Source organism: Stieleria maiorica (assembly GCF_008035925.1).
In the GTDB taxonomy this organism is placed as follows: Bacteria; Planctomycetota; Planctomycetia; order Pirellulales; family Pirellulaceae; genus Stieleria; species Stieleria maiorica.
On the sequence record NZ_CP036264.1, the window covers coordinates 8606281 to 8632719 of the forward strand.

19 protein-coding genes are annotated in these 26439 nt (G+C 59.4%); 13 read left to right on the forward strand and 6 right to left on the reverse strand.

Annotated features, from left to right (window positions below):
• Position 1 precedes the first annotated feature (1 nt).
• The 4 genes from nuoK to Mal15_RS29190 are packed head-to-tail and all read left to right on the forward strand — an operon-like array spanning position 2 to position 5352.
• The gene (gene nuoK, locus Mal15_RS29175; protein WP_147870981.1) at positions 2 to 358 is read left to right on the forward strand and encodes an NADH-quinone oxidoreductase subunit NuoK; all 357 of its coding nucleotides are present in this window, start codon (positions 2 to 4) and stop codon (positions 356 to 358) included.
• Positions 355 to 2334, forward strand: a complete 1980-nt coding sequence (gene nuoL, locus Mal15_RS29180; RefSeq protein WP_199773761.1) for an NADH-quinone oxidoreductase subunit L — start codon at positions 355 to 357, stop codon at positions 2332 to 2334. Before nuoK ends, nuoL begins: the two co-directional genes overlap by 4 nt.
• Before the next feature lie 27 nt (positions 2335 to 2361).
• Positions 2362 to 3876 carry a complex I subunit 4 family protein gene (locus Mal15_RS29185; protein ID WP_147870983.1) on the forward strand — a complete coding sequence of 505 codons (1515 nt, stop codon included), beginning with the start codon at positions 2362 to 2364 and terminating at the stop codon, positions 3874 to 3876.
• A gap of 33 nt (positions 3877 to 3909) precedes the next feature.
• Positions 3910 to 5352, forward strand: a complete 1443-nt coding sequence (locus Mal15_RS29190) for an NADH-quinone oxidoreductase subunit N (protein WP_147870984.1) — start codon at positions 3910 to 3912, stop codon at positions 5350 to 5352.
• Here the strand turns inward: Mal15_RS29190 and Mal15_RS29195 are convergent.
• Positions 5349 to 6662 carry a glucose-1-phosphate adenylyltransferase gene (locus tag Mal15_RS29195; protein ID WP_233903098.1) on the reverse strand — a complete coding sequence of 438 codons (1314 nt, stop codon included), beginning with the start codon at positions 6660 to 6662 and terminating at the stop codon, positions 5349 to 5351. The two genes, Mal15_RS29190 and Mal15_RS29195, sit on opposite strands and share 4 nt — an antisense overlap.
• Positions 6663 to 6783: 121 nt before the next feature.
• Positions 6784 to 7743, reverse strand: coding sequence for a ferredoxin--NADP reductase (locus tag Mal15_RS29200; RefSeq protein WP_233903099.1), 960 nt, complete (start codon positions 7741 to 7743; stop codon positions 6784 to 6786).
• A gap of 168 nt (positions 7744 to 7911) precedes the next feature.
• Here Mal15_RS29200 and Mal15_RS29205 point away from each other — a divergent pair, with 168 nt between their 5' ends.
• The 5 genes from Mal15_RS29205 to Mal15_RS29225 all read left to right on the forward strand — a co-directional run bounded on the left by Mal15_RS29205 (position 7912) and on the right by Mal15_RS29225 (position 15811).
• The gene (locus Mal15_RS29205) at positions 7912 to 9276 is read left to right on the forward strand and encodes a hypothetical protein (RefSeq protein WP_147870985.1); all 1365 of its coding nucleotides are present in this window, start codon (positions 7912 to 7914) and stop codon (positions 9274 to 9276) included.
• Positions 9266 to 10795 carry a protoporphyrinogen oxidase gene (hemG, locus tag Mal15_RS29210; protein ID WP_315854277.1) on the forward strand — a complete coding sequence of 510 codons (1530 nt, stop codon included), beginning with the start codon at positions 9266 to 9268 and terminating at the stop codon, positions 10793 to 10795. The genes Mal15_RS29205 and hemG overlap by 11 nt, the downstream gene beginning before the upstream one ends.
• Positions 10796 to 10870: 75 nt before the next feature.
• On the forward strand, positions 10871 to 13294 hold the full coding sequence (locus Mal15_RS29215; protein WP_167547115.1) for a PSD1 and planctomycete cytochrome C domain-containing protein: 2424 nt from the start codon (positions 10871 to 10873) through the stop codon (positions 13292 to 13294).
• A 65-nt stretch (positions 13295 to 13359) separates the two neighbouring features.
• Positions 13360 to 14682 carry a DUF1501 domain-containing protein gene (locus tag Mal15_RS29220; RefSeq protein WP_233903100.1) on the forward strand — a complete coding sequence of 441 codons (1323 nt, stop codon included), beginning with the start codon at positions 13360 to 13362 and terminating at the stop codon, positions 14680 to 14682.
• A 217-nt stretch (positions 14683 to 14899) separates the two neighbouring features.
• On the forward strand, positions 14900 to 15811 hold the full coding sequence (locus Mal15_RS29225; RefSeq protein WP_147870987.1) for a DMT family transporter: 912 nt from the start codon (positions 14900 to 14902) through the stop codon (positions 15809 to 15811).
• Positions 15812 to 16190: 379 nt separating this feature from the next.
• Here Mal15_RS29225 and Mal15_RS29230 read toward each other — a convergent pair whose 3' ends face one another.
• Together Mal15_RS29230 and Mal15_RS29235 are read right to left on the reverse strand one after the other, a co-directional pair.
• Positions 16191 to 18008, reverse strand: a complete 1818-nt coding sequence (locus Mal15_RS29230) for a DUF885 domain-containing protein (RefSeq protein WP_147870988.1) — start codon at positions 18006 to 18008, stop codon at positions 16191 to 16193.
• On the reverse strand, positions 18008 to 18769 hold the full coding sequence (locus Mal15_RS29235; RefSeq protein WP_147870989.1) for an AraC family transcriptional regulator: 762 nt from the start codon (positions 18767 to 18769) through the stop codon (positions 18008 to 18010). Before Mal15_RS29235 ends, Mal15_RS29230 begins: the two co-directional genes overlap by 1 nt.
• A gap of 139 nt (positions 18770 to 18908) precedes the next feature.
• Here Mal15_RS29235 and Mal15_RS29240 point away from each other — a divergent pair, with 139 nt between their 5' ends.
• The 3 genes from Mal15_RS29240 to Mal15_RS29250 all read left to right on the forward strand — a co-directional run bounded on the left by Mal15_RS29240 (position 18909) and on the right by Mal15_RS29250 (position 22181).
• Complete coding sequence (locus Mal15_RS29240; protein WP_147870990.1) at positions 18909 to 19892, forward strand: proline racemase family protein; 984 nt, start codon at positions 18909 to 18911, stop codon at positions 19890 to 19892.
• Positions 19889 to 21154, forward strand: coding sequence for an NAD(P)/FAD-dependent oxidoreductase (locus Mal15_RS29245; RefSeq protein WP_147870991.1), 1266 nt, complete (start codon positions 19889 to 19891; stop codon positions 21152 to 21154). The genes Mal15_RS29240 and Mal15_RS29245 overlap by 4 nt, the downstream gene beginning before the upstream one ends.
• Before the next feature lie 61 nt (positions 21155 to 21215).
• Entirely contained in the window at positions 21216 to 22181 is a 966-nt protein-coding gene (locus Mal15_RS29250) for a dihydrodipicolinate synthase family protein (protein WP_147870992.1), read from the forward strand.
• Between the two features lie 177 nt (positions 22182 to 22358).
• Here Mal15_RS29250 and Mal15_RS29255 read toward each other — a convergent pair whose 3' ends face one another.
• Positions 22359 to 24158, reverse strand: a complete 1800-nt coding sequence (locus Mal15_RS29255) for a hypothetical protein (RefSeq protein ID WP_147870993.1) — start codon at positions 24156 to 24158, stop codon at positions 22359 to 22361.
• Between the two features lie 75 nt (positions 24159 to 24233).
• Complete coding sequence (locus Mal15_RS29260) at positions 24234 to 24581, reverse strand: hypothetical protein (RefSeq protein ID WP_233903101.1); 348 nt, start codon at positions 24579 to 24581, stop codon at positions 24234 to 24236.
• A 187-nt stretch (positions 24582 to 24768) separates the two neighbouring features.
• Between Mal15_RS29260 and Mal15_RS29265 the strand changes: the two genes are divergently transcribed.
• Complete coding sequence (locus Mal15_RS29265) at positions 24769 to 25749, forward strand: SPFH domain-containing protein (protein WP_147870994.1); 981 nt, start codon at positions 24769 to 24771, stop codon at positions 25747 to 25749.
• Positions 25750 to 26439: the final 690 nt, after the last annotated feature.

A 26439-nucleotide genomic window follows, 5' to 3' on the forward strand; every position in this document is an offset into this window, starting at 1 on the left:
GATGTTGCACCACCCAACCATCACGCATTGGCTGACGCTATCGGCTCTGCTGTTTTCGATCGGGCTGTACGGGATCTTCACGCGGCGTAATGCCGTCGGGATTCTATTGTCGATCGAGCTGATGCTGAATTCGGCCGTGCTCAACCTTGTGATCTTCAACCGTTTTGTCGCGTCGGGCGATGTCGATGGTCAGGTGATGGCGTTGTTTGTGATCGCCGTTGCGGCGGCCGAGGCGGTGGTGGCGTTGGCGATCTTCGTCTCATTTTACCGGCATCGGCACACGCTGGATGTGACTCAGGCCAACCAGATTTTTGAACAGACCGACCGTCTTTGTGAATCGGGGAACTCGACGCCGTGACGGGATTCATTTTCGAAAATGCCTGGATGATTCCGGCTTTGCCGTTGATCTCCATCGTGCTGATCGTGATGTTCGCACGCGGGGAAAACCGTGCCGTGGCCGGGATCATCGGTTCGGCGGCGATCGGTTTGGCGTTCCTGCTGACCTGTTGGCTGGGAGTGTCCTACCTGCGCTGGGCGGGCCAGGGTGCCGGGGCGGTGACGTGGAGCATCGAGTGGTTGCGCTATCAGGATCATCTGGTCGTTTCGCTCGGGACACTGATCGATCCGATTTCGCTGTTGTTGTTGGTGGTGGTGACCAGTGTCAGCTTGCTGGTCCACGTCTATTCGCTCGGCTATATGGCTGATGACGAAGGGTTTGCTCGCTACTACGTCTTTCTCAGCTTGTTCACGTTCAGCATGTTGGGTTTGGTGCTGGCGCCGAATCTGGTGCAGATGTACGTGTTTTGGGAGCTGGTCGGCGTCAGTTCTTTTCTGCTGATCGGGTTCTATTACACGTTGCCCGAAGCGATCGCGGCATCGAAGAAGGCGTTCATTGTGACGCGGTTTGCGGACCTGTTTTTTCTGGCCGGTATTTTGGTTCTGGGCTTCTATGTGCATCAGTTCGTCGTCGCCGGTCAGAGCGGCGGCGAAACGGCGGCGCAGACCCAGGCACTGGATTTCGCCACGATCAATGCGGACGGCGTGTTACTGGCGTTGAAGGGCCAGCCCGGCATCCTCGGTGCCGACTTGTTGACGGTTGCGATGCTGTTGGTGTTCGTCGGTGCGGCGGGCAAGAGTGCAATGTTTCCGTTGCACGTCTGGCTGCCCGACGCGATGGCCGGGCCGACGCCGGTGTCGGCATTGATTCACGCGGCGACGATGGTGGTTGCCGGTGTGTATCTGGTGGCCCGGATGTTTCCCGGCTTTGCGGCGTCCGAAGATGCACTCCGCGTCGTCGCCGCGGTGGGCTGTTTTACATGCTTGTTCGCGGCGGTGATCGCGTGTACCCAGACGGACATTAAACGAGTGCTCGCGTTTTCGACGCTCAGCCAGATCGGATACATGACGTTGGCGTTGGGTGTCGCGTCGGCGGAACATCCGGCCGGGTTCGGGGCGGCGATGTTTCACCTTTACACGCACGCCTTTTTCAAGGCGCTGTTGTTCTTGGGGGCCGGTTCGGTGATCCATGCGGTTCACAGCAACGAGGTGACCGACATGGGCGGGTTGCGGAAATCGATGCCGTGGACGCACGGGACGTTCCTGGCGGCGACGCTTGCGATTGCCGGCGTGCCACCGTTGGCCGGTTTTTTTTCAAAGGACGAGATCCTGGGTGCGGCTTGGGACGGGCATCACTCTCTGGTTTTCGGGGTCGGGGTGTTCGTGGCATCCTTGACCGCGTTTTACATGTTTCGGTTGTACATTCTGACGTTCCTGGGCGGTTGCCGATCGGGAGCGGCCGAGCGTGCTCACGAATCGCCGGCGGTGATGACGATCCCGCTGGTCGTACTCTCCGTGATGTCGTTGTGTGGCGGCTTGGTCGGCGTGTCACAGTTCGTCCTGCCGGGCGTCGAGCTTCATGCCCATTTGGCGGTGATGGGGATTTCAGTGGCGGCCGCGGCGGTCGGGATCGGAGCCGCGTTTTGGTTGTATGGCGGTCAGCTGTACGGTGGTTGGCTGTACGGTGGGGGCCAGACAAATCACGCTGAAACGATCGCGCGGTCGCTCGGCGGTGTTTACCGTTTGGTCAAGAACAAGTTTTACATCGACGAAGTCTATCTGTTTTTGACGCGAATGATCTTTCGGTTCGTCGCGGCGCCGGCGGCCTGGTTCGATCGCCATGTCGTCGATGGTGCGATGAATTTGTCGGCGGGGGTGGTGCGTTGGTTCGCGGTCCGGATGAACGGCTTTCAAACCGGTCAAGTGCAGACGTACGGGATCTGGATGATCAATGGAACGATCTTGGTCGTCGTGTTTCTGTGGCTCGTTCAACAGTAGCGCAGTGGTGCAAGGAATAAGGCTCGAATGAGTTGGTTAAGTCTGCTGATTTTGATTCCGCTGGCGACGGCGTTGGGTGTCGTCGCGACGCCTGATGCCAAGTGGTATGCCCGACGTTGGATTGCGCTGTTGGGGACGGGGATCGTGCTAACGCTGTCGTTTGTGATGAGCGCGGCGTACATGCAGGCGGTCCAGCAGCGTGCGGGGGACGCATCGCTGTTGACGGTTTCCAAGATGGAATTCGAACACTCCGTGCCTTGGTTTTCCAGCATGGGAATCGAGTACCACGTCGGCGTGGACGGGATATCGATGGCAATGATCGTGTTGACCGCGATCATCATTTTCACCGGGGTGCTGGCCAGTTGGGACGTCAGGGAACGATCACGCGAGTTTTATGCGTTTCTGCTGGTGTTGGTGACCGGTGTTTTTGGCGTGTTCATCAGCGTCGATCTGTTCCTGTTCTTCGTCTTCTATGAAGTCGCCGTGTTGCCGATGTACTTGTTGATCGGCGTGTGGGGGACGGGCCGCAAGGAATACTCGGCCATGAAGTTGACGTTGATGCTGATGGTCGGATCGGCGTTCGTGTTGGTCGGATTGTTGGCGCTCTATCACGCTGCCGGGGCGGAGACGTTTGACTTGAACAAGTTGGCGATGGTCGACTATTCCGCCGACCTGCAATCGTGGGTCTTTCCCTGCGTGTTCGTCGGGTTCGGGGTGCTCGGGGCACTGTTTCCGTTTCACACCTGGTCGCCCGACGGTCACGCGTCGGCGCCGACGGCCGTCTCGATGCTGCACGCCGGTGTGTTGATGAAGCTGGGCGGTTACGGCGTGTTGCGGGTGGCGGTGTACCTGATGCCCGAAGGGGCAAAGCAGTGGGCGCTGTTCTTTTTGGTGCTGACCACGATCAACATCGTGTACGGTGCGTATGCGGCAATCAGACAGACCGACCTGAAGTACTTCACCGCCTATTCGTCGGTCAGCCATTGCGGGTTTGTCTTGTTCGGGCTGTGCTCGCTGAACCTGATGGGATTCAAGGGGGCGGTGATCCAGATGTTCAGCCACGGGATCATGACGGGGCTGTTTTTCGGGCTGATCGGGATGGTTTACGGGCGTTCGAAGACGCGTGATTTGACCAAGATGGGAGGGCTATCCGGTCGCATGCCCTGGTTGGCAACCAGTTTTTACATCGGCGGTTTGGCGTCGCTGGGGCTGCCGGGATTGTCCGGGTTTGTCGCCGAGTCGACGGTGTTTCTGGGCGGGTTTTTCGGCAACCGCTGGGTCGATTCGATGACGATGCGAATCTGCACCTTGCTGGCGACGTCCTCGATCGTGGTGACCGCGGTCTATGTGTTACGCGGGCTGGCCCGTGTGTTTCAAGGCAAGATCTCCGATCCTAAATTCAACCAGCTCAACGACGCCACCGCGGCGGAAAAGCTTTGCACGGGAATCCTGGTCGCCACGTTGGCGATCGTCGGGATGTATCCGCCCGTTCTGATCGACTTGATCGAACATGCGATTGTTCCGATCGCCAATCGTTTTTGAACCAACGGCCGGCACCACCACATCATTGACGTCATGTATCTACAACCGGAAATCATCGTCATCGTCACCGCCTTTGCGGTGCTGGGCATGGAAATGTTTTTGCCGCCGCGTCATCGCCCCTTGCAGACGCCGGTGATGGTGTTGGGGTTGGCGACCGGATTGGTAGCGGTCGTCGATCTGATGATCCGTGGCGATGGTGAATTCTTGAATGGTCAGTTTCGATTCGACGGTGTCACCGGATGGTTCAAAATCTCGTTCTTGTCGGCCGGGCTGCTGACCGTCTTGCTGTCGGCTGATTTGCTGGGTGGCAGGATCAAAGCGGCTGCGGGGCGAGATCGAGGCCTGTTGTATCGGGGCGAGTTTTACACGGTGATGCTGTTCAATCTGGTCGGGGCGATGTTTCTGATTTCAGCCACCAATCTGGTCAATCTGTATGTCTGTCTGGAATTGGCGACGATCCCGCTGTATCTGATGGTCGCATGGCGGCGCGGTGACCCGCTGTCGTCCGAAGCCGGGATGAAGTACAGCATCCTAGGGGCCACCTCCACCGGCGCGTTGCTGTTCGGACTGGGGCTGCTGTACGGGCTGACCGGATCGGTCGATCTGTTGACGATGGGCGAACAGTTGAGCTTTGGGCCGGTGACAAAACTGGCGATCGCGATGGTCGTTGTCGGAGTCGGGTTCAAGCTGACGCTGGTGCCGTTTCACATGTGGGCCGCCGATGTCTATCGCGGCGCCCCGCTTCCGGTGGCGGCTTATTTGTCGGTTGCATCCAAGGCGGCCGGTCTGGCGTTCATGTTCCAACTGTTCTATCGCGTGTTGGGAAATACCTTGGCGGATGTTTCCATGGCACTGGCCGTGTTGGCCGCGGTGACGATGACCTTGGGGAACGTCGTGGCGGTCGTGCAAACCAACATCAAACGATTCATGGCGTTCAGCGCGATCTCACAGGCGGGCTATCTGATCATGGGATTTCTTGATCGCAGCGGTGCCGCGAGCATGGTGTATTACATGCTGGTCTATGTGGTCACCAACATGCTGGTCTTCGGCGTGGTCGGGTTTTATTTGAACGAGACCGGGCGGGAGCAGATCGAGGACTACCGCGGGTTGGCGCGAACGAATCCGTTGGTCGCTCTGACAATGATGTTGGGGTTATTCAGCTTGGCCGGGATTCCGCCGCTTTCCGGGTTCGTCGGCAAGTTCTTCTTGTTCAGCGTGGCGTCCAAAGCCGGGTTCCATTGGTTGGTCGCACTCGCGGCGATCAATTCGACGATCTCGCTGTATTACTATCTGCGGATCGTCAGGCAGATGTATATCGAGCCTGGATTTGAAGATGATCCACCGATTCGTCCGTCGGCGTCGATCGTCGCGGCGTTGGGGCTTTCGACCGTGCTGATGGTTCTGTTGGGAATCGTTCCATTTTTCTATGAAACGATTTACGAACAATCGCGGCTATGGATGGCGGGGGCGTTTTAGAACTTGGTTCCATTCAGGATGGAACCGTTCTTGATCACGATCGAGATCCCGTCTCGGACTTGCAGCGCTTCGTCTTCGCCGAGTGAATCGACGTTTTCCGCATTGGTGATCGAAACGTCGGTACCGATGCGGGAGTTCTTGTCCAGAATGGCACCGCTGATGACGCTGTTGTTGCCGATACCGACGGGGATTCGTCCGGGGGGCAACGTTTCGGGGTCTTCGATGTAATCGGCCCCCATGACGACGCTGTTCTTGATCGTGACGTTGTCGCCGATGGTGGTCCGCAACCCGATCACGCTGTGCTCGATCGTGACATTGTTTCCGATGTGACAACCGTCGGCGATCAGGCTGCCGCGGACGGTGACGTCGTCACCGACCACGGTGGGCGGCAAGAATCGCGGGCGGCTGTAGATCGGCGCGTCGAAGCTGCCGAGTTGAAACGGCGGTGCTTTGCTGGCCAACGACAGGTTGGCTTCGTAGAACGCTCGGATCGTTCCGATGTCTTCCCAGTAGCCGTCGAACAGGTGCACCTGGACTTTGCGGTTGTCGATCGCCGCGGGGAACACTTCTTTGCCGAAGTCGGAATGGTCGTTGCCGTGCAACAGATCCATCATGACGTCTTTCTTGAAGATATACAGTCCCATGCTGGCAAGGCAGTCGCGTCCCTTGCTGGGGATGCCACGGGCGTCGATCCAGGCCGGGTCCATACGGACCTTTGCGATTTCTTCTTCGGTTTGCGGTTTCTCCACAAAGCCGGTCACTCGTCCGTCGTCGTTGAGTTGCATGATGCCTAGCGCGCTGGCGTCTTTGCGATCGACAGGAATTCCCGCGATGGTTGCGTCGGCGCCCGAGTCGATGTGCGACTTCATCATGTCGCGAAAATCCATCCGATACAGTTGGTCGCCGGATAGGATCAAGATGTGTTCGATTTCCGGTTGATCGATGTAGCGCAAGTTTTTTCGAACGGCATCGGCGGTGCCCTGATACCAATCGGTTCCCGAATCGACCGTCTGTTGGGCGGCGAGCAGTTCGACAAAGCCGCCGGTGAACTGGTCGAATCGATAGGTTTGTCGCAGGTGGCGGTGAAGGCTGACCGAGAGGAATTGGGTCAACACGAAGACACGTCGCAGGCCGCTATTGATGCAGTTGGAAATCGGGATGTCGATCAAGCGGTACTTCCCTGCCAGCGGGACGGCGGGTTTGGCGCGGATCTTTGTCAACGGGAACAGCCGCGTTCCGCGACCGCCACCGAGAATCAGCGCGATTGTGTTTTTTGACAGGTCCATCGGGTAGTCGGAATGAGAAGTCATGCGAATCAGCAGGGGTGTTAGGAATAGATGGGAGTGGGATTCGAATGCGGCGATTCAAATGAAGATTATGGAGGCTCCCACGTTCTAATGCACGCGACGATCGCGGGAAAGGATCCAGAGGTTACCAATATTTTTCAAAATGAATTCTGCCGGGGCCGCTGCCGTGGATTTCGTGGCGAAAACCAGCCTCGATCAGCAACGGCAACATGCCGCACTTTTTTGGCGGAGAGACGCCCGGAGGAACGTAGCCGATCATGTCAGGGTTACCGCACAAGAAGACATGTGTGTTGGCCGGGGAAAGCGGGTCGCCGGCGTCCTTGGCGAGTTTCCCGCTGGTGAAGTAATCCTGGATGTATTGTTTGCCGACGTAACCCGGCAAGTCGGCGTCAAGGTTCACCGCTTCACGCGTCGTGCACGGCAGGTAGCGGTAGTTGGGAAATTGTTCCATCAACGAAAGATGGAGCGAATGGTAGGCCAGGTCACCAAAGTAGCGAACGCAACACGCGTTGATGATGCGCCCCTTGTGTCCGCCGGCCAACAGCGTTGCGGTCATCGCGTTGTGGGGCGCTTCGCCGGTGCCGGTGCCGAGCATCAACACAGTCGCGTCGGGGGCCGGCTGGCCGAGGGTGTAGGTGCCGACGAATTTTTTTCCGATCGCGATCCGGTCTCCTTTGCCCAAACAGAAAAGTCTGGGGGTCAAAGCCGGCGGTGCCTTGTCGGGGCTGTCGGCGGCACGGACCAGGACGATGTAGAATTCCAGGTAGTCGAGGGAGTCCACCGGCGCGAGGGCCTGTTGATCATCCAACAGCGGGCAGGAGACCGAGTAGGCGCGTTTGACGACGCGCGAGCGTTTTTTTTCCGGCACGTCGTCGTCCTGGGTGCCTTCCAGCCGAGGCTCCCAGAGTCCCAGTCCCAGCGTCACGTATTGGCCGGCTTGAAACGGCGGAACCCCGTCATCGGGGCGGATCCGAAATCGAGCCAGATTCTCGTGGCAATCGATTCTTTCGATGATCGTCGCGTTATAATGACGTGCACGCAGGGCTTCGACGTCCATTTCTGATGGGTTCTCCGAGACGGGCACGTGTTTCTCCGAACAAGGGCTGGTGAGGTTGCAAAATCGCAAACCCAGGAAAAATGCCGCAGTAATCAATCCGTTCTCGCAATATACTGAACTTCTGAGCCGCTGGTCGCCCGCGGCCCTGCGTTCTCCCATCCGAGTTCCCCGATCGTCGTCGCGAGACGTTTCAAAATGCCACTCCGCACTGATTCTCGCCGCCATACAACCGGCCATACCGAGGGCCATACCGAGGGGGCGTTTCGCCGCGTGACCGTTGGGGTTGCAATCGCCGCCGTGGTGGCCGCCTGGAGCGGGTTGTTTGGACCCGCCGGTGAATCCTCCGCCGCCGAGCGATGGACCAGTTTGGACGGATCGAGCACGGTGGAGGCGGACTTCATCGGGTTGTGGGGCAACAACGTGGTGTTGGAGTTGCCCGGACCGCGACGCGTGACCGTCAGTGTCGACAATCTGATCGCCGATAGTCGAATCCAAGCGCGCCGGTTGGGCGAAGAACAGCGGCGCAAACGAGCCGAGTTGCGACAACGGATTCAGGCCGAGGCCAAAGAGGCGGCCGCACCGGCACCGACACCGCTACCTGCCCCCCCGACACCCCCGCCCTACCAACGACTCAGCTCCACCGGCGGGTTGCTGGCGCAATTGGAATGGATGGACCAGCAGAACAAAAACGGACACGGGCTGATCGCCGCCTTCGACTCGCTGCCGCTGAATTACCAGAACGATCTGGAGCGGTTGCTACGGATGAGTGTCGCCAAGCTGGACATGCAGGGAATGCGTCAGGTCTTGAGTTCGGTCCACTCGGTCGGTGACTTGATTGTCACACGTCAGCGCTGGGTTTTCTCGCACCCGCGGTTGCAGGGGATCGATGCCGATGCCAGAGACACGTTGAAATCGCTGCTGTTGTCGATCGGCGGTCTGCTTCGTGACGGAATCGATCCGGACCAACTGCGGTTGGAAGCATTGTCGACAACCCCATTGCGGACTTGGTTGCTCGAATTGGACGGGCGGCTGGCCCCGCACATCGCATCGATCTACGAGCAGATGGAAATGCTGGGGATCGAATCTGCATCCTACGAGGTCAAAGATGAGAAAGACGGTAAAGCGACCGTCGAAATCAGCTACGGCGACGTCAAGCAGAGCATGAATTTCATTACGGTCGATGGTCTCTGGATGCCGGCCGAATCCGACGCCGAAAAATGGGCCGAAGCGATGAAGACGTGGGAAGACACACTCGCCGGGACCGCCGACGGATCACTGTTGGCCGGTGGGGCTGCGGAGATGGTGCCGTTGATGCTGGACCCGATCTTGCAACCTGCCCTGGCGGCCGAATCGGCCCGTGAGTTCCACTCGGCGATGGACGGCTGGTTCGCCATGGCAGCTCCCCTGGTCTCTCAAATGCAGCGTTTCGGAGGCGGAAATCGTCGCGGCATGAATTCCTACGGGAACGGTTATGACGACTACGACATGCAGATGGAAATGGACATGCAAATGGAGATGGAAATGCAAATGGAGATGAACATGCCGACGGATGGATTTTAGTCGATTGTCGCAGCAGGACGGAAATGAAACGGCGATGACGGAGTCGGTGTCACCCTCGGTTCCGAAACGGATTGCGGTGATCGGTGGTGGGCTGTCGGGATTGGCCACCGCGTTCTACTTGAAACGATTCTCACCCCGCGCGAGCATCAAGGTTTACGAATCGTCGTCGCGTCTGGGTGGAGTGATCCATACCGAGCGAATCGAATCGGCCGGGCACGGTTGCTTTGTGATCGATCACGGCGCCGACATGTTTGCGACCGAGCCGCCCGCGGCGATTCAGTTGTGTCGTGATCTGGGAGTCGAAGACCAGTTGATCGTTCCCGACACCTCGCGCGCCGGGGCGATGATCGTGCACCGAGGCAAATTGGTGCCCATTCCCGACGGCTTCGTCTTGATGCGGGCGACGAAGCTTTGGCAGATGGTGACCACGCCGCTGTTGTCGATCCCCGGTAAGCTGCGATTTTTGGCCGAACGGTTCGTCGGCGGGCAAGCCGTTCCGAACGCCGTGGCCGACGATGTCAGTGTCGCAGATTTCGTTCGCCATCGAATGGGCGGTGAAGTGCTGGATCGGCTGGTCGGGCCGCTGGTCGCAGGCATCTACACCGCCGACATCGAAAAGCTGAGCATGAACGCGACGATGGCCCCGATGGTCGCGATGGTCAAAAAACACGGTTCGCTGGCCCAGGCGACGTTGGCCCGGCGGCGCGAGAACCAGGACGTGACCGAGCGGAACAGTGCCGGCGCGCGGTACGAGAAGTTTCGCGGCTTTCCCGACGGCATGAAGCAACTGATCGACACGCTTGCCGCGGCGATCGGAGAGGAATCGATTCAGACCGATACGCCGATCACGGCCCTGCGCCACACCGACGATGTTTCGCAGCCCTGGGAATTGAGCTTCGATCGCGGGGCCGAATCCTTTGACGAAGTCATTTTGGCCGCGCCGGCGGCGGCATCGGCCAGCCTGCTTCGCTCGATCGATGCCGCCGCGATTCAAACGCCTTGCCGTACCGCGGCCGACGCGCTGTCATCCATCCCGTCCGCGTCGACCGCGATCGCAGTGCTGTGCGTTCGCAAGTCCCAGATCGCTCGGTTGCCACACCAGTTCGGATTTGTCGTCCCACAAATCGAAAATCGCAAGATCCTGGCCGCCAGTTTTGCAAGCCACAAGTATCCGATCCGCTGTCCCGCAGATCATGTGATCATTCGTGTGTTTGTTGGTGGCGCGTTGCAACCGGAGTTGTTGCAGCAATCCGATGAACAAATCGTCGACATGGTTCGCGGGGAACTCGCGGATCTGATCGGAATGACCGGTCGGGAAACACTCGCCCGTGTCGTGCGGTGGAACGACGCCATGCCCCAGTACCATGTCGGTCATCTCAAACGCGTCGAAACGATCGAAACCGCGATGGTGCAGATTCCGCATCTGCATCTGGTCACCAATGCTTTACGCGGCGTCGGGATCGCCCCGGTGATCGCCGCGGGTAAAAAGATGGCCAAAACGATAAGCGGGGCCGAGTGAAGCGGCGTTATTTCCGGTAGACTGATGGGGCCCGCTCTCCCATCTTTCCTCCGCCTCTTGGACGATTGTGAATCCATGATCCGTCTCTTCTTCGCCGGCATGATTGGTTTAACTGCGATTCCCATCTTCGGGGAGGAGCGAATCGATTTCGTTCACCAGATCAAACCGCTGCTGAATCGGCATTGCGTCGATTGCCACGGCGCGGAAGAGCAAAACGGAGGTCTGCGGTTGGATCGATCGGCCGCGGCATTTGCCGAAGCGGACTCGGGGCACGCCGCGATTGTCCCGGGGATGCCGGAAGGGAGCGGCCTGCTGGCGCGGGTGCGATCACGCAGCGAAGACGACCGGATGCCGCCCGATGGAGATCGGCTTTCGGAGGCGGAGATCGACTTGCTGCGTCGGTGGATCGCATCGGGGGCGGAATGGCCGGCCGCGGACGAGTCATCCGAGCATTCGTTTCCGGAAACGGACCATTGGGCGTTTCAACCGATTCGCGCCGTTGCACCGCCGGCGGTGCGCGAGCTTGCTTGGCCGACCGGTGACCTGGACCGGTTTGTCCAAGCCCGTCGCGAAGCAGCGGGGCTGGCCGTCGTCGGCGATGCCACGCCGGTCGATCTGATCCGCCGTGCGACGTACGGGCTGACCGGATTGCCGCCGACGATCCAGGAAGTTGATGCGTTTCGCGGACGCGTCGCGGAGGTCGGCCGGGCCGAGGCGATGGTCGAGCTGGTCGACGATTTACTCAGCCGCCCCACCTACGGCCAACGATGGGGGCGGCACTGGATGGACTGGGTGCGCTACGCCGATACGGCCGGCGACAATTCGGACTTTCCGATTCCGCAAGCGTTCTTGTATCGCAACTACATCATTGATTCGTTCAACAACGACCTGCCATACGATCAGTTTTTGATCGAACAAATCGCCGGTGACCTGTTGCCCGCGTCAACCCTGGAGGAACGAAACCGACAACTGATCGCGACCGGTTACCTGGCCATGGCCCGCCGGTTCGGTTCATTGATCGAACGCTATCCCTGGCATCTGACGATCGAAGACACCATCGACAACGTCGGCCGCACGATGATGGGGATGACATTGGCGTGTGCCCGCTGTCACGATCACAAATTCGATCCCATCAGTGCACGCGACTATTACGCGATGTACGGGATTTTTGCCAGCACGCGGTACCCGTTCCCGGGAATCGAATTGTTCCAAACGCAGCGCGATTTTGTCAGTTTGATGGACTCGGCCGAAACGCGTGCACGGCTGAAAGAATTCCAACCCGAATCGGATCGGCTGGCCGCCGAGTTGCAAAAGCATTTGGATCGCTGCGAGGCCCGAGCGAGAGAAAACGCCCTGCGCGAAAAAGATTGCAGTTTGGAGCAGCGGAGGAAGATGCGCGAGGAGTTGGACGGCATGTTGATCCAGGCTCGAAAGGCTGGTGAGAAACTTGCCGCACACCTGCGAACGTTGCCGGAGATTCCCAGCGCCTATGCCGTGGCGGATGCGGATGCGATCGATGCGCGGATTCAAATCAAAGGCGAACCGACGCGACCAGGGGCTCAGGTCCGGCGCGGGTTTCCTGAAATTCTGGGGGGCTGGAAACTCGATCCGGACGTGGCCGATTCGACCAGCGGTCGCAAGCAGTTGGCCGAGTGGATTACGCATCCACAAAATCCGCTGACCGCACGCGTGATCGTCAATCGAGTCTGGCAACGACACTTCGGAACGGGGATCGTTTCAAGCACCAGCGATTTTGGGTTGCGTGGTGAATCGCCCACACACCCCGACCTGCTCGATTGGCTTGCCACGGACTTCATGAACAACGGCTGGTCGCTGAAACACTTGCAGCGACGCATCCTGACATCGCACACGTATGCACTCTCCAGCGCCGGTCATTCCGACAACCTGGCCCGTGATCCGAACAATTCACTGCACTGGCGTTTCAATCGCCAGCGGTTGGATGCGGAATCGATTCGTGATTCGGTCATGATGATTGCCGGTACCTTGGACGTCTCGCCGCAGACCGACCCCTATCCATTTCCACCCCGGGAGAAGTGGAAATTCACACAGCACCATCCGTTCAACGACGACTATCCCAGCAATAAACGTAGCGTCTACCTGATGACCAAGCGGTTGACCGCTGGGACGTACTACCAAACGTTCGACGGTCCCGATCCGAATGCATGTACCAGTAACCGCGACCAGTCGATCACTGCGTTGCAGGCGTTGTACTTTGTCAATGATCAATTCCTGCACGATCAGGCGTCGCGATTTGCCGAAGCCGTGATCCACCACTCCGGCGATCCTCAAAAGCGGATCGACTTCGCCGTTCGGACCCTGTTGTGCCGACCGCCGACGAACGAAGAGACGCGGCAATTGTTGGCGCACTTGGATAAGGTTGCCGCACGGATCGGCGACGGCAGCGATGTGGAACGGCAGAAGTGGGCCAGCTTGACGCGCAGTTTGCTGCGTTTGAATGAATTTTTGTATTTGGATTGAATGCCCCCCTTTCATTTACTACGAGCTCCTTTGCGATGTTGAACTCGAGTTCGAATCGACGAACGATGCTTCGATCGATGGTCGGTGGTTCGTTGTTGATGCCGGGGATCGTCTCGCAATTGTTGGCAGGCGAGTCGGATCCTCTGGTACCCAAGGCGACGCACCACGCGGCGAAAGCCAAACGCGTGATTTTTATTTACGCGACCGGTGGCGTTTCGCACATCGACACCTTCGATCCGAAATCGACCGCGGGCGGTCGTGACGGCAGTGGAAAAGACCGGTTGATGGGCAACCTGTTCGGTGCCAAACCCGATCCGAAATGCGGGACAATGGTCAGTGACATCTTTCCGCACGTCCGTGACGTGATGGATGAAGTCTGTTTGATTCGGTCGATGAAGGCGTCGCACTTCGACCACTCCGAAGCCACACTCGGAATGCACACCGGGTCCCCAACCTTCGCACGGCCGAGCATGGGATCCTGGATCAGCTACGGTCTGGGGACTTTCAACCAGAATCTACCCAGCTTTATCGTCATCGCGCCGCATTTGCCTTATGGAGGAACCCAGGTCTATGCGAGTGATTTTTTGCCGGCGTTCCACCAAGGCACGCGTGTGTTGCCTGGAAACGATCCGATCGCCAACCTGAACCCGCCCGACGCGACGGGGCGGTTGCAGGATTTGGAATTCGATCTGGTCGATCAATTCAATCGGCGTCACGCCGATCAGCGTCCCCACGACACCGCCTTGGCGGCTCGGATCAAGTCGTTCGAAACGGCATTTCAGATGCAACAGGCGGCGCCCGAAGCGTTTGGTCTTGACCAGGAACCAGAACACATTCGGCGGTTGTACGGGCTGGACCGCAAGGTCAAAGGCCCCGGCGCGGATTTCGGTTGGCAGTGTCTTGTGGCGCGGCGATTGGCCGAACGCGGCGTTCGGTTCATCGAATTGATCGACACCGGGTCGCGACCGAATTGGGACTCACATGGGGAGATGAAGGAGCACGCGGATCTGGCCTACAACGTCGACCAGCCGACCGCGGCGCTGATCACGGATCTACGTCAACGCGGCATGTTGGACGACACGATCGTGTTGTGGGCGACGGAGTTCGGACGCACGCCAACCAAAGAGGGCAAAAATGGACGCGGGCACCACCGGGACTGTTTCAGCGTCTGGCTGGCCGGCGGAGGATTCAAGGGCGGGCACGTGCATGGCGTGACCGACGAGATCGGGAAGTACACGGTGGAAAACCCGGTGGAGGTGCATGACTTGCACGCCACGATCTTGCATCAGCTGGGCATGGACCATGAAAAGCTGACGTTCCGTCACGCGGGGCGAGATTTTCGATTGACCGATGTGCATGGAACGATCGTCACGGATTTACTTGCGTAATCGACCGGCGGGCGGCGTTTCCCACGAGCTGACTTGCGGGTAGTGGACGAGGCGACGAGTCCATTCAGATTGCGTGCCGCGAGGACTCCGCGCGTCGTCCACCACCGTCTACCCGAGTGTCCAGGCGCGAACCTTTGGCGCTGTGGGGCTGTCGAGCCAGAGGGATCATCATGTCCGATCCTGCTTGCTCGTTTCCCCCTGCCGTGCGACCCGTCCATTGAACGACTCAGACGATGACCCTCCCAGCCGATTCGCGTCGGGGGTTTTATTGGCGGTCTTGGGCACGTTTTTGTTCGCGCTCAAATCAATCTTTATCAAATTGGCGTTCGCCGCCGGGGCCGAGCCGACGATGTTGCTGGTGATCCGGCTCGCTTTCGCGCTGCCGGTTTATGTCGGCGTGCTGTGGCAGGTGCATCGTGATCCGTCGACCCGGCCGATCGGTCGGTCGCTGATGATGCGGGCAATTGCCCTGGGATTCTTGGGCTATTACCTGGCGTCGTACTTGGATCTTAGCGGCTTGCAGTACATCACCGCCCAATTGGAGCGGTTGACGCTGTTTGTTTATCCCGCGATCGTCGCGATCCTGGCCTGGCTGTTCCTGGGTGAAAGCCTGCATCGGCGGATCATCCTATCGATCGTGTTGTGCTACTGTGGCGTCGCAATGATGTATGGCCAAGAACGCTTGGTCGCAGATCGAACGCAGGTCACCTGGGGCGTGGTGCTGGTCAGCGGATCGGCGATCAGCTATGCGATCTATATCCTGTTGGCCAAGCCGACGATGTCGATGATGGGCAGTCGCCGATTTACGAGTTTGGCGATGATCGGATCGACGGCATTTATCGGTCTGCACTTCTTGGCGACCCGTGAGGTGTCGCAATTGATCAGCGCATCGCCGGTCGTTTATGCCTACGGATTTGTGTTGGCGATCGTTTGCACGTTGATCCCCAGTTTCATGATCAACGAGGCGATCATGCGGATCGGTGCGACGCGGACGGCTGTGATCGGCAGTGTCGGGCCGGTGCTGACGATGCTGTTAGCGATCGGTGTCCTGGGGGAACCGTCGTCGCCGTGGCACTTCGTCGGAATGGGAATCGCGATCGTCGGCGTGGGTTTGGTGACGCGAAAGTGAGTCGTTAGCGAGATGCTTCTCTCTGGGGACGATGGCCCTTCCGGGCCGTCGTCCGCTGGATTCCCCTCGCTGCTTTGCAGCGACAGGCGACCGCCCGGAAGGGCCGTCGTACGCTGGATTCCCCTCGCTACTTTGCAGCGACAGGCGACCGCCCGGAAGGGCCGTTGTCCGCTGGATTCCCTTCGCTGCTTTGCAGCGACAGGCGACCGCCCGGAAGGGCCGTCGTACGTGGAGCAGCCCGTTGGTGTTTAGCCTTTAGGCGACCGCACTCTGAGTACGAGGGCCCTTCCGGGCCCGTCGCCCGTGGGGCTCTGCACGACGCTACTAGAAAGGACGTCGTACACCCCTCCACCGACCACCTCTTACTCAACCGGCCAGATCACTTGGATTCGTCACGTTTTGCCTCAGCCGTAGGCAGGACGGTCGTTGGAGGCGATTTTCGGTCGATGTAGCTTTGGATCTTGCGTTCCAGGACCGGCAACGGGATCGAACCGGAGCGGAGGACTTCGTCGTGGAATTCGCGGACGTCGAACGCGTCGCCCAGTTGGTTTTCGGCGCGTGTCCGCAATTCCGTGATGAACAGTTCACCGACCTTGTATCCCAGTGCTTGTCCCGGCCAGCCGATATAGCGATCGACTTCGGCGACGATGTTGTGCTCTGAAAGCGCCGTGTTCTCCTGCATGTAGGCGATCGCTTGCCGGCGCGTCCAGCCTTTGGCGTGGATGCCGGTGTCGACCACCAACCGGCTCGCCCGCCACGCTTCCATGCTCAATCGACCAAACTCCTGGTAGGGGTCTTTGTAGAATCCCAGTTCACCGCCCAGTTTTTCGCTGTACAACGCCCAGCCCTCGATGAACGCCGTGAAGTTGCTCTGTTTTCGGATCGGGTGCAGCCCTTCCAATTCGGCTTGCAGTGCGAGTTGCAGATGGTGGCCGGGGACCGCTTCGTGGAATGACAGCGCCTCGAGTTGGTACAGCGGACGGGCGGACAGGTTGTACGTGTTGACGTAATAGAAACCGCCCCGCGATCCGTCGGTTGCGGGAGGCCAGTAATAGGCCGATGTCGTTTGGGGCGCGACATAATCGGGGACTTCTCGGATCCCATAAGGTGTTCGAGGCAGCTTGCCGAAGAGTGTCGGAAGCCGGCCGTCGACTTGTTTCAAAATGTAGGCGACTTCCTTGAGCAGTTCTTCTTTGGTCTTGGGATAAAACTTCGGATCGGTCCGCAAGTGCGCCAAAAACGCTTGCAGGTCACCGTCAAAGTTCACGCGTTCTTTGATCGCGATCATCTGGGATCGAATCCGTGCGTTCTCACGAATCCCGGTCTGGTGCAATTCATCCGGTGTCATCGACAACGTCGTGAACTTGCGGATCTGGGCCTGATACAGTTCCCGGCCGCCGGGCAGGGATCGTGCGGCGATGCCACCGCGACAGGCCGGCACGTAGGTTTGGTCCAAAAACTCCGCGAAGGCCCGGAAGGCGGGGATGACGCTGTTTTCGATCGCATCGATCAATGTCGGGCGCAGCTGTTTCCAGTCCTCCTCGGACAATTTGGCGATCGATTCTTCGGCCAGATTCGTCAGGAACAGCGACTTCTCGGGATCGTCCACCACATGGGCGCGGGCTTGCCGAACGCTGTCACGCATGATGATGGCCGGTTGCGTCAAACCGGCTTCGACGCCGCGACGCAAAAGTGCGATTTGTTCCTGAACATAACGCGGAAACTGGTTCAGCCGTGCGATGTAGTTTTCAAAATCCTGGCGTGAATCGGGATTCATCTGCCGCGGCAACTCGGGCAATCCGATGTGGAATCCTTCGCGGTTGTTGATCGGCATCAGGTGCAAACCCAGCCGGTAATCGGTTCGCTCGGTTTCCAGTTTGCGACGCAGCAGGTCGACGTCGACTTGGTCTTCGGCATCGAGCGACTGGAGATCGATCGCGTCGAGCGATCGTAGGAATTCGGCGCGGGCCTGGTCACGACGCTCGAAATCGGCGGCGGTGTTGCTGGCCAGCCGGTCTTGCCCACGCGGATCGCCGACATCGGTCGCCAGCAGCGGGTACTCGTCGAGCTCAAATTCCCAAACGCGATCCATCAGCGCGCGTAGTGTCGCGTCGGCCGGCCTGGACGCGGATTCAACGGCATGGGAAATGGACGTCGAAAGTAGCGTGGTCGCGAGGACGAAAGCAAAGTACTTCATCAGTTTGATTGTTGGGCGCGAAATTTTCCGGGCGAGACACCGAAGGTGCGTCGGAATTGGCGTGTGAACGCGCTTTGGTCGCTATAGCCGGCCGCGAGCGCGATGGAGACGATCGGATCGTCCGTCTGACGTAGCTTGGCCGCTGCGGCGCTCATCCGCAACTGCAAGACCAGCTGTGAGGAAGAGATTCCGTAGACCTCACGGCAGCGTCGGTCGAGTTGATAGGAGGACATGCCGACCCGCTCGGCCAGTTCGGCCGTTCGCAACGGAGTTTCCAAGTGGCTTTTGATGTGGTCGACAGTGTCGGCTAGCTGATTCAGATCGCTCGCGTCCTCGCCCGGTGACTGAAGGTCGCGTGAAATCCCCACGACCCCGACGACGGATCCGTCGGCGCCCTTGAGGGGTAACTTGGTGGTCAGACACCAGCCCGTGACATTCGACGGATAAACATGGCGTTCCAATTCGTCGATCAAGGGCTGTTGCGTTTGGATGACGGACAGGTCCTGTTCCAAGAAACCACTTCCGATCTTGCCCTGAAAAACTTCTTCAGACGTCTTGCCGATCAAGTCGCTTTTTCGGCTCGCACCGCTGCGTTGGACCAGGGTCTCGTTGACGACGACGTAGCGTCCCAGGCGGTCTTTGACGAAGTAAACGATGTCGGTCAGATGGTCAAAGACCGCTTCGCTGACGAACGGATCGGCCAGCAACTGAGAGAGTGACCGTCTGGGGTCGTCGGAGCATGCCGAATTAGGTGTGCGCAATTTTGACTCCCGCTGCTTCGTGATGTCAATTCGCGCCTCTGGCAACCCACTATAGTGGTTGTCGCCCGAACGCGACCGCGGAAAAACATCTGTTTCCTGACGCCGGAAACCGTCGCGGTGTTCCCACACGTTTCAGCCTATGCTCGATTCCTTTTCTGTTCTAGACACCCACACAGGCGGTGAGATCACACGCATCGTGTCGGCCGCCGATCTCGGGCTTTCTGATCTCGGGCTTTCCGATCGCAGCCCCGAACACTGGCTGCGACAGCTGCGCGGGGCTAGCGATTGGGTTCGCAAGGCGCTGACCCGCGAGCCTCGGGGGACCGAGTATGCTGTCGGAGCCGTCGTTGCGCCGCCAGATGACGTGTCGCGGACGGGATGCATCGTGTTTTTTAACAACGTCGGCTACCTCGGGATGTGCGGGCACGGATTGATCGGTGTCGTCGAAGCGCTCCGCCATCAGGGAGCGATCCTGCCGGGCACCTATCAATTCGCGACGCCCGCCGGCATGGTCCAGGCAACCTTGTTACCCGATCGCGACGTCCGATTCACCGGTGTACCCAGCCGATGTTATCGCCAGGACGTGTCGCTGGAGTGTCGTGACGGTCGCCGTGTGACCGGCGAGATCGCCTATGGCGGGAATTGGTTTTTTTTGACGCACGACGAATCGGTGCGCAATGGACCGGTCGCGGAGCTGATGCACCGCGCCCAGCAGATTCGTGACGCACTGGACCAGCACGAGATCCGCGGCGAAAGCGGCGCGCTGATCGACCACGTCGAAATGTACTGCTCACTCTCAGACGCCACCGATGATCGTCGCGCGAGCGATCCGGTCGGATGTCGCAATTTTGTGTTGTGTCCCGGCGGTCACTACGACCGCTCGCCCTGTGGTACCGGCACGTCGGCCAAACTGGCCTGCTTGGCAGCTCAAGGGACGCTGGAACCCGGAGTCGATTGGGTGCAGGAATCGATCACCGGAAGCCGGTTCGTCGCGTCGTACCAATATGAAGAAGAGCATGTCCACGTCACGATCCGAGGGCGAGCCCATGTGATCGCCGAAACACGTCAAGTGTTCGATCCCGATGATGATTTGCGGTTCGGGATCGGAGAACAGTGCCCATGAGCGCGCGATCGGATGTGATCATCATCGGCGGCGGCATCATCGGATGTTGGACCGCATGGCACCTGACAAATGCCGGATGCGCGGTCACGCTGGTGGAGCGAGATCGGATCGGCAGCGGGGCGTCGAGCGGCAACTGCGGCTACATTTGCCCCAGTCACGTGCATCCGTTGTGCGCCCCGGGAGCGGTGGCCAATGGAATCCGCATGATGGCACGAACCGGCGGTGCGTTGTCGATCACGCCACGCTGGGATCCGACGCTGTGGCGGTGGCTGGCTTGTTTCGCGAAACACTGCAACGCGAACGATTTTCGACATGCCTCGACGGCGCGACACGCCTTGCTCCAATCGTCGCGAACCCAATACCAGACCTTTGCCGACCGCAACGCGGCGGATATCAAGTGGCAGCAGCGCGGCTTGTTGTTGGTGTATCGATCGGAGCGTGATTTCGAAGCCTATGAAGAACCCGCGGCACAGCTGCGTCGCGACTTCGGACTTCGTCTGGATCGCTATGACGGAGATGATGTGTTGCAGCTGGAACCGACGCTGCGGGAGTCCTTGGCCGGCGGTTGGCATTTTCCCGATGATGCGCATCTGTCTCCGAGTGAGTTGTTGAATCAACTGCGCCATGAGATCGAGCAGGGCGGTGGGATGATCCGCGAGCAGACGGAGATCGAGTCGATGCAGTTCAGCGGCGCCGCATTGGCGTCGGTCACAACGACGCGGGGCGAAACCCTCTCGGCGGATGCCTTCGTTCTGGCGACCGGCGCGGAGGCGTCGAAATGGGGACGGGAACTGGGCTGCCGTATTCCCGTGATCCCGGGCAAGGGCTATTCGGTCACGTACGCCGACGCGACGGGGATGCCCGAGACGCCGCTGATCTTCGAGGACGATCATGTCGCGGTCACGCCGCTGGGCGATTCGTTTCGGATCGGTTCGACGATGCAGTTGACCGGGTTTGATCGTTCGGTCCCCGCCGCGCGGATCGAGCTGCTCAAACGCTCGGCACGGCGGCACCTGCGTGTGGAACTGCCCGATGCGACGGAGCAATCGTGGGCGGGCTGGCGGCCGATGATGCCTGACGGATTGCCGTGCATCGGTCCGTCGCGGCGAGCGGCCAACGCATGGGTCGCCGCCGGCAACGGGATGATCGGCGTCGCGACCGGCCCCGCGACCGGACAGTTGGTATCCGAATTGGTGCGCGGAGGCCCACCACACATCGATCCGTCGCCGTATCGCGTCGATCGATTCCAACGGTCACAATGATGAATTTCACACCAATCACTCCTTTGACACCCGACGATTTTTCCAGGAACAGAAAAAAGCGATGACCACAGCAACTCAATCGGCCTCGGACATTGATGACAGTGTGTTTCGCGGTTGTCTGCCGGCGATCATGACCCCGATCGGCGACGACGGTCGACCGGAATTCGATGCCATGGTGCGTCACGCATCCAATCTGGTCGATGCCGGAATGACGGGCGTCGTGTACTGCGGATCGATGGGGGATTGGCCGTTGTTGACCGATGACCAACGTCGCGAAGGGGTCGCCCGTCTGGTTGGCGCGGGGCTGAAGGTGGTGGTGGGGACGGGATCGCAAAGTCCGATGGTTGCCGCCCAGCATGCCGCGCATGCAGCCGACGTCGGGGCGGCCGGTTTAATGGTGATTCCACGCTTGCTCTCACGCGGCATATCCGAAGCCGCCCAGGCGGACCATTTTGCCCGCGTGCTTTCTGCCGCCCCGCAGTTGCCGGCGGTGATCTACAACAGCCCCTACTACGGATACCAAACCAAAGCGGGGCTGTATGGACAGCTTCGCCGTGACTATCCGAACCTGGTCGGGTTCAAAGAGTTCGGTGGCGCCGCATCGCTTCAATACGCCGCCGAGCACATCACGTCGTCCGAAGACGGCGGATTGCTGTTGGTCGGCGTCGACACGCAGGTGTATTTCGGATTCTTGCGTTGTGGCGCACAGGGCGCGATCACCGGAATCGGGAACTGTTTGCCCGGTGAAGTGTTGCACTTGGTCGACCTGTGCCGCCGCGCGGCCGAAGGCGATTGCGAAGCACGACGGTACGCGAAAGAGCTGGACGAAGCCTTGGCGGTGTTGTCGAAATACGATGAAGGCCCCGATCTGACGCTCTACTACCGATTGATCGCTTCGGAAACCATCGATCCGATCTATCGCCGACCCGCGCTGGAAACCGATCGGTTGAGCCCGTCGCAAGAACGCTATGCCCTCGATCAGTTGCGTTTGTTCCAAGCCTGGTGGGAATACTGGCCCGGCCGGTGAGGCGGCCTGTTGATTGAATCGCAACCGGAACAATCGTGAGCCGATGGCACTAGCCACGGGCCTCCACGGGCAAGGTTGTCATCATGGGGCCCGCGGCTAGCGCCGTCGGCTTATTAGGTCGACAGGCTGAAAGCGCAATACCGCGAACCGGCTGATGTCAAACGAATCTCAGCCGTTTTATCGCCCCGCAATCCAACGTTGCCAGCGTTGCCAATCGTCGCCGAAGGATTGGCCGGTGACCGATTCCAATCGTTGGGCGATCAGATCGGATTGGTCGTCGCGGACGCGCTGGCCTAACCCGATCAAATAACGCGGGTCGTTCAGCCATCCGGTCGATTCAATCAGTCGATCCAATTCAAGGAATCGCTCGCCCGATTGCTTTCGCAGTTCCGCCAGCCGCGCGGTCGCTTCGGCCGACCGGCCATCTTCGTCGCTGGTTCGAAGCAGTAGCGTCGAAAAGGATTCGATATTGTCGGACAGTTCACGGTAGGCCTTTTGCCGGTCGGCAAAATTGCCGCTATCGATTTGAGTGACCAAGTGGGCGAATCGCTGTCGGGTTGGTTGATCGACGCCCTTGATTTGATCCATGACCCGAGAAACCAGTTGACGATCAAATCGTTGCAGCGGCGTGTCAACTCCGCAATGTCGAAGCCGAGAGAACAATTCGCTTTCAATGCGTTCGGGGTGCTGGGCGTACAGCTTGGCAAAGGAGCTTGCTTTTTCGCTGATCACATCGTCGCCGATACTGACCCAGCGGACCGAGCCATCGGGGTATTGATCGAGCAGCAGAATGTGTTCCCCGATCAGACTGATCCGCAAGCTTCTGTCATTTTCACTGCGGACAGCCAACGTCCGACTTGGGCCGGAGTCTTCACGGATCGTGAACTCACGCTTTTGCGGTGAAGTGGCGATCGATGCTTCGATGTCGCCGACGGTAAACCGGCTGCGCGCCGAAGTGCCGCTGGTGGAATACGAGCGGCTGGGCGGCTTCCCATTCGCGGCGATCTGTTGCAAGTCTTGAAACAACAGAATCGGTCGTGGCGTGTCGAACAAACGTTGGTTCCGCTGCGCAACGATGCGATCCTGTTCAGGGACGTTGATGCCGCGCTTTTCCAGTTCGGTGTTGATTTGCAGCTGAATGGTTTTCAAATCGAACCCGGCGAACGGGGTTTCCCAATGAGCTTCATCCCAACTCAGGCGGCCATCATGCCAGCGGAGTCCGATCAGATTGCCGATCGGTTGACGCAGGGTTTGAATCGGACCATCGGGGAAATCGCCATCGGCAGCGCCATCGGGAGGGACTGGGCCTGGAATCGGGATGACATTCCGATCGGAGGTGGGCCGGGTGGGATGCACGAAGTGAAAGTTGTATTGAAGTTGACTGTTCGTGATCCGTTGGCGAGAGAGTAGTGACAGTCGCCGCGTGATCGATTGAAAACGCTTCATCAGGTTCGCGTCACGCATCACGCTGCGGTGCTCGCTGAGTAACTTGTGCGTTTGTGTCGTCAGTTTGCGGCTGTCAAATCCGGGGTGACCGATTTGCGATCCGGTTCGTTTGAGTTGCCACAGGAGTAGCGCAAGGTGTTGACGTCGGGCCGTCAAATCCTGGCGGCGCCTTCCAATGGCGGCGACCTCCGATTCATCCAACCTTGCCAGTGCATCCTCGTTGGCAAAGTATTCCCTTTCCAACTCCTGGACATACTTCATCACCGCGGCGGTTCCGTATTCACCGTACCGCTCTTGTTCGACGATCTGCGATTCGATGTCATCGAGGGCGGCGATGAATTTGGCCTTGTCTGCAAGGTCTTTTTCTGCGGTGCCTTTTTCCGGTGGTTGGCCGTTCTTCTTCGCATCGGTGGGCGGTTGGGCTGGTACCTGTACCTGAGCGACGATCGGTCGCGACCATGCAACGCAGGTCACCAAAAGGCCGGCGAACCCCCACCCCCTGATCAGTTGTATCGCAGTGTCACGGGACATCGCCGCCACCCTTAAGAAAAAAAGCCGCTCGTCTGGTCTCAGCGACCGGTTCGGATCAACCGAACTATTGTAACGTTAACGTTTCGGTTTGATCAGACAATGAAATCCGATACAGGGTTCTTCGGCGTCACGCTCGGCTTCGGCGGCAGTCAGGATCTCCTGGACCTGCGTCATACGTTCCGGGTCCAGGGCCACCGAAATGACACGTTGCTGGCCGTCTGCACCGAGTGCGACGGTGGTCAGCACTGCGACCGTGTCTTGGTGCTGGAGCGCCTCAATGATGTGCTGTCCGACCTGAGCTTCGGGATTGCGGATGGTCGTGACAAATTGTGCGATCGCCTGCTTTCGTTGATCGCCTGATGACACCTGATTGGGCAGCGCGGTCCGGGCTTGGTGGTCGTGATTGTCAGCCGATTGGCTCATTGAGTAGTTCCGTTGATGAGGAGTCACAGGTTGGGGCGCATCTCAGTCTCAGTCCCGATCATAGTTTAGATCGATCGGCAACGTGGCATTTAACCAGGACACCGCGCGCCCTGGATCCGTCGATTTCGGAACTAGTTCCATTTGACGCCGTACAGCAATACTCTTAGCAGACAAATGAGGAAAAACGATGACCAGTACTGCCCTGCCCGGCACTCCCAAGCCCGACGGGAGCCATCACCATGAAAGGGTCGTTGAGGCGATTCCCGGTTGGGGACCGTTGTTCTTTGGAATCGGTTTGATCGTCACGGCACCCTGCTGCGTTGTCGCCGGAGCGATTAACGCACCGTTGGCGCCTCTCTTGGTCCCGGTCGGCGTGTTGATGTTGATCACCGGGATCGCCACGTTATTCGGATTGATGGCCATCGCGCCGAACAACTCCCGAGTCTTATTGCTGTTCGGCCAATACAAAGGCACGGTCAAGCGATCGGGTTTCGTTTGGGTCAATCCCTTCTATAGCAAAAAGAAAGTCAGCTTACGTGTTCGCAATTTCGAAACCGGTTCTTCGACCAAACCGGAAACGAAGAACAAGGAAGGCGTTGTGACCCAGGCGAAGACGCGGACGCCGGGAAAACCGTCCAAGGTCAACGACCGAGATGGAAACCCGATTGAAATCTCCGCAGTGGTGGTGTGGAAGGTCGTCGACACGGCAGAGGCGTTGTTCGAAGTCGATGACTTTGAGAACTTCGTCGAAGTCCAGAGCGAGGCCGCGCTGCGGAGTTTGGCGACACGCTATCCGTACGACAGTCGGGACGACGAACAGTCCTTGCGTGGCAGCACGGACGAAATCTGTGACCGGCTGCGCGAAGACATCCAGGATCGACTGGAGAAGGCCGGGGTACAGGTCTTGGAAGCGCGGATCAGCCACTTGGCTTACGCGCCGGAGATCGCCGCCGCGATGTTGCAGCGACAACAAGCCTCCGCCGTCGTCGCCGCTCGGACCAAGATCGTCGACGGCGCCGTCGGGATGGTGGAGATGGCGCTGGAGCATCTCAATCGCGACAACATCGTCGAACTTGATGCCTCCCAACGGGCGGCGCTGGTTTCCAATCTGCTGGTCGTCTTGTGCAGTGACCGTCACACCCAACCGGTCGTTCAGACCGGAGCGTGAGGGTGGCTGACGGGTAACGTGCCGCTCGCGGTCCTACTTCTCGTTCCAGGGCTCCGCCTTGGAACGGGATTGGCGGAAGGCTCCGCTTTCGGTTCCTGCGAGGCTGGAGCCTCGCCGGAGGTGCGTTCCCAGGCAGGAGCCTGGGAACGAGGGGGCATTCGCTTGCGCTTCGGGCTCGTACTTCTCGTTCCAGGGCTCCGCCTTGGAACGGGAATTGGCGGAAGGCTCCGCCTTCGGTTCCCGCGAGGCTGGAGCCTCTCCGGAGGTGCGTTCCCAGGCAGGAGCCTGGGAACGAGGGGGCATTCGCTTGCGCTTCGGGCTCGTACTTCTCGTTCCAGGGCTCCGCCTTGGAACGGGGATTGGCGGAAGGCTCCGCCTTCGGTTCCCGCGAGGCTGGNGCCTCTCCGGAAGTGCGTTCCCAGGCAGGAGCCCGGGAACGAGGGGGCATTCGCTTGCGCTTCGGGCTCGTACTTCTCGTTCCAGGGCTCCGCCTTGGAACGGGAGTTGGCGGAAGGCTCCGCCTTCGGTTCCCGCGAGGCTGGAGCCTCTCAGGAGGTGCGTTCCCAGGCAGGAGCCCGGGAACGAGGGGGCATTCGCTTGCGATTCGGGCTCGTACTTCTCGTTCCAGGGCTCCGCCTTGGAACGGGAGTTGGCGGAAGGCTCCGCCTTCGGTTCCCGCGAGGCTGGAGC

What these genes read in the sequence shown, in the direction of transcription:
- hemG (WP_315854277.1), top strand. Translation starts at nt 9,266, where the DNA reads ATGGATTTTAGTCGATTGTCGCAGCAGGACGGAAATGAAACGGCGATG.
- Mal15_RS29205 (WP_147870985.1), top strand. Translation starts at nt 7,912, where the DNA reads ATGCCACTCCGCACTGATTCTCGCCGCCATACAACCGGCCATACCGAG.
- Mal15_RS29240 (WP_147870990.1), top strand. Translation starts at nt 18,909, where the DNA reads ATGCTCGATTCCTTTTCTGTTCTAGACACCCACACAGGCGGTGAGATC.
- Mal15_RS29260 (WP_233903101.1), bottom strand. Translation starts at nt 24,581, where the DNA reads ATGAGCCAATCGGCTGACAATCACGACCACCAAGCCCGGACCGCGCTG.
- Mal15_RS29250 (WP_147870992.1), top strand. Translation starts at nt 21,216, where the DNA reads ATGACCACAGCAACTCAATCGGCCTCGGACATTGATGACAGTGTGTTT.
- Mal15_RS29220 (WP_233903100.1), top strand. Translation starts at nt 13,360, where the DNA reads ATGCTTCGATCGATGGTCGGTGGTTCGTTGTTGATGCCGGGGATCGTC.
- Mal15_RS29185 (WP_147870983.1), top strand. Translation starts at nt 2,362, where the DNA reads ATGAGTTGGTTAAGTCTGCTGATTTTGATTCCGCTGGCGACGGCGTTG.
- Mal15_RS29195 (WP_233903098.1), bottom strand. Translation starts at nt 6,662, where the DNA reads ATGACTTCTCATTCCGACTACCCGATGGACCTGTCAAAAAACACAATC.
- Mal15_RS29190 (WP_147870984.1), top strand. Translation starts at nt 3,910, where the DNA reads ATGTATCTACAACCGGAAATCATCGTCATCGTCACCGCCTTTGCGGTG.
- nuoK (WP_147870981.1), top strand. Translation starts at nt 2, where the DNA reads ATGTTGCACCACCCAACCATCACGCATTGGCTGACGCTATCGGCTCTG.
- Mal15_RS29255 (WP_147870993.1), bottom strand. Translation starts at nt 24,158, where the DNA reads ATGTCCCGTGACACTGCGATACAACTGATCAGGGGGTGGGGGTTCGCC.
- Mal15_RS29230 (WP_147870988.1), bottom strand. Translation starts at nt 18,008, where the DNA reads ATGAAGTACTTTGCTTTCGTCCTCGCGACCACGCTACTTTCGACGTCC.
- Mal15_RS29265 (WP_147870994.1), top strand. Translation starts at nt 24,769, where the DNA reads ATGACCAGTACTGCCCTGCCCGGCACTCCCAAGCCCGACGGGAGCCAT.
- Mal15_RS29245 (WP_147870991.1), top strand. Translation starts at nt 19,889, where the DNA reads ATGAGCGCGCGATCGGATGTGATCATCATCGGCGGCGGCATCATCGGA.
- Mal15_RS29215 (WP_167547115.1), top strand. Translation starts at nt 10,871, where the DNA reads ATGATCCGTCTCTTCTTCGCCGGCATGATTGGTTTAACTGCGATTCCC.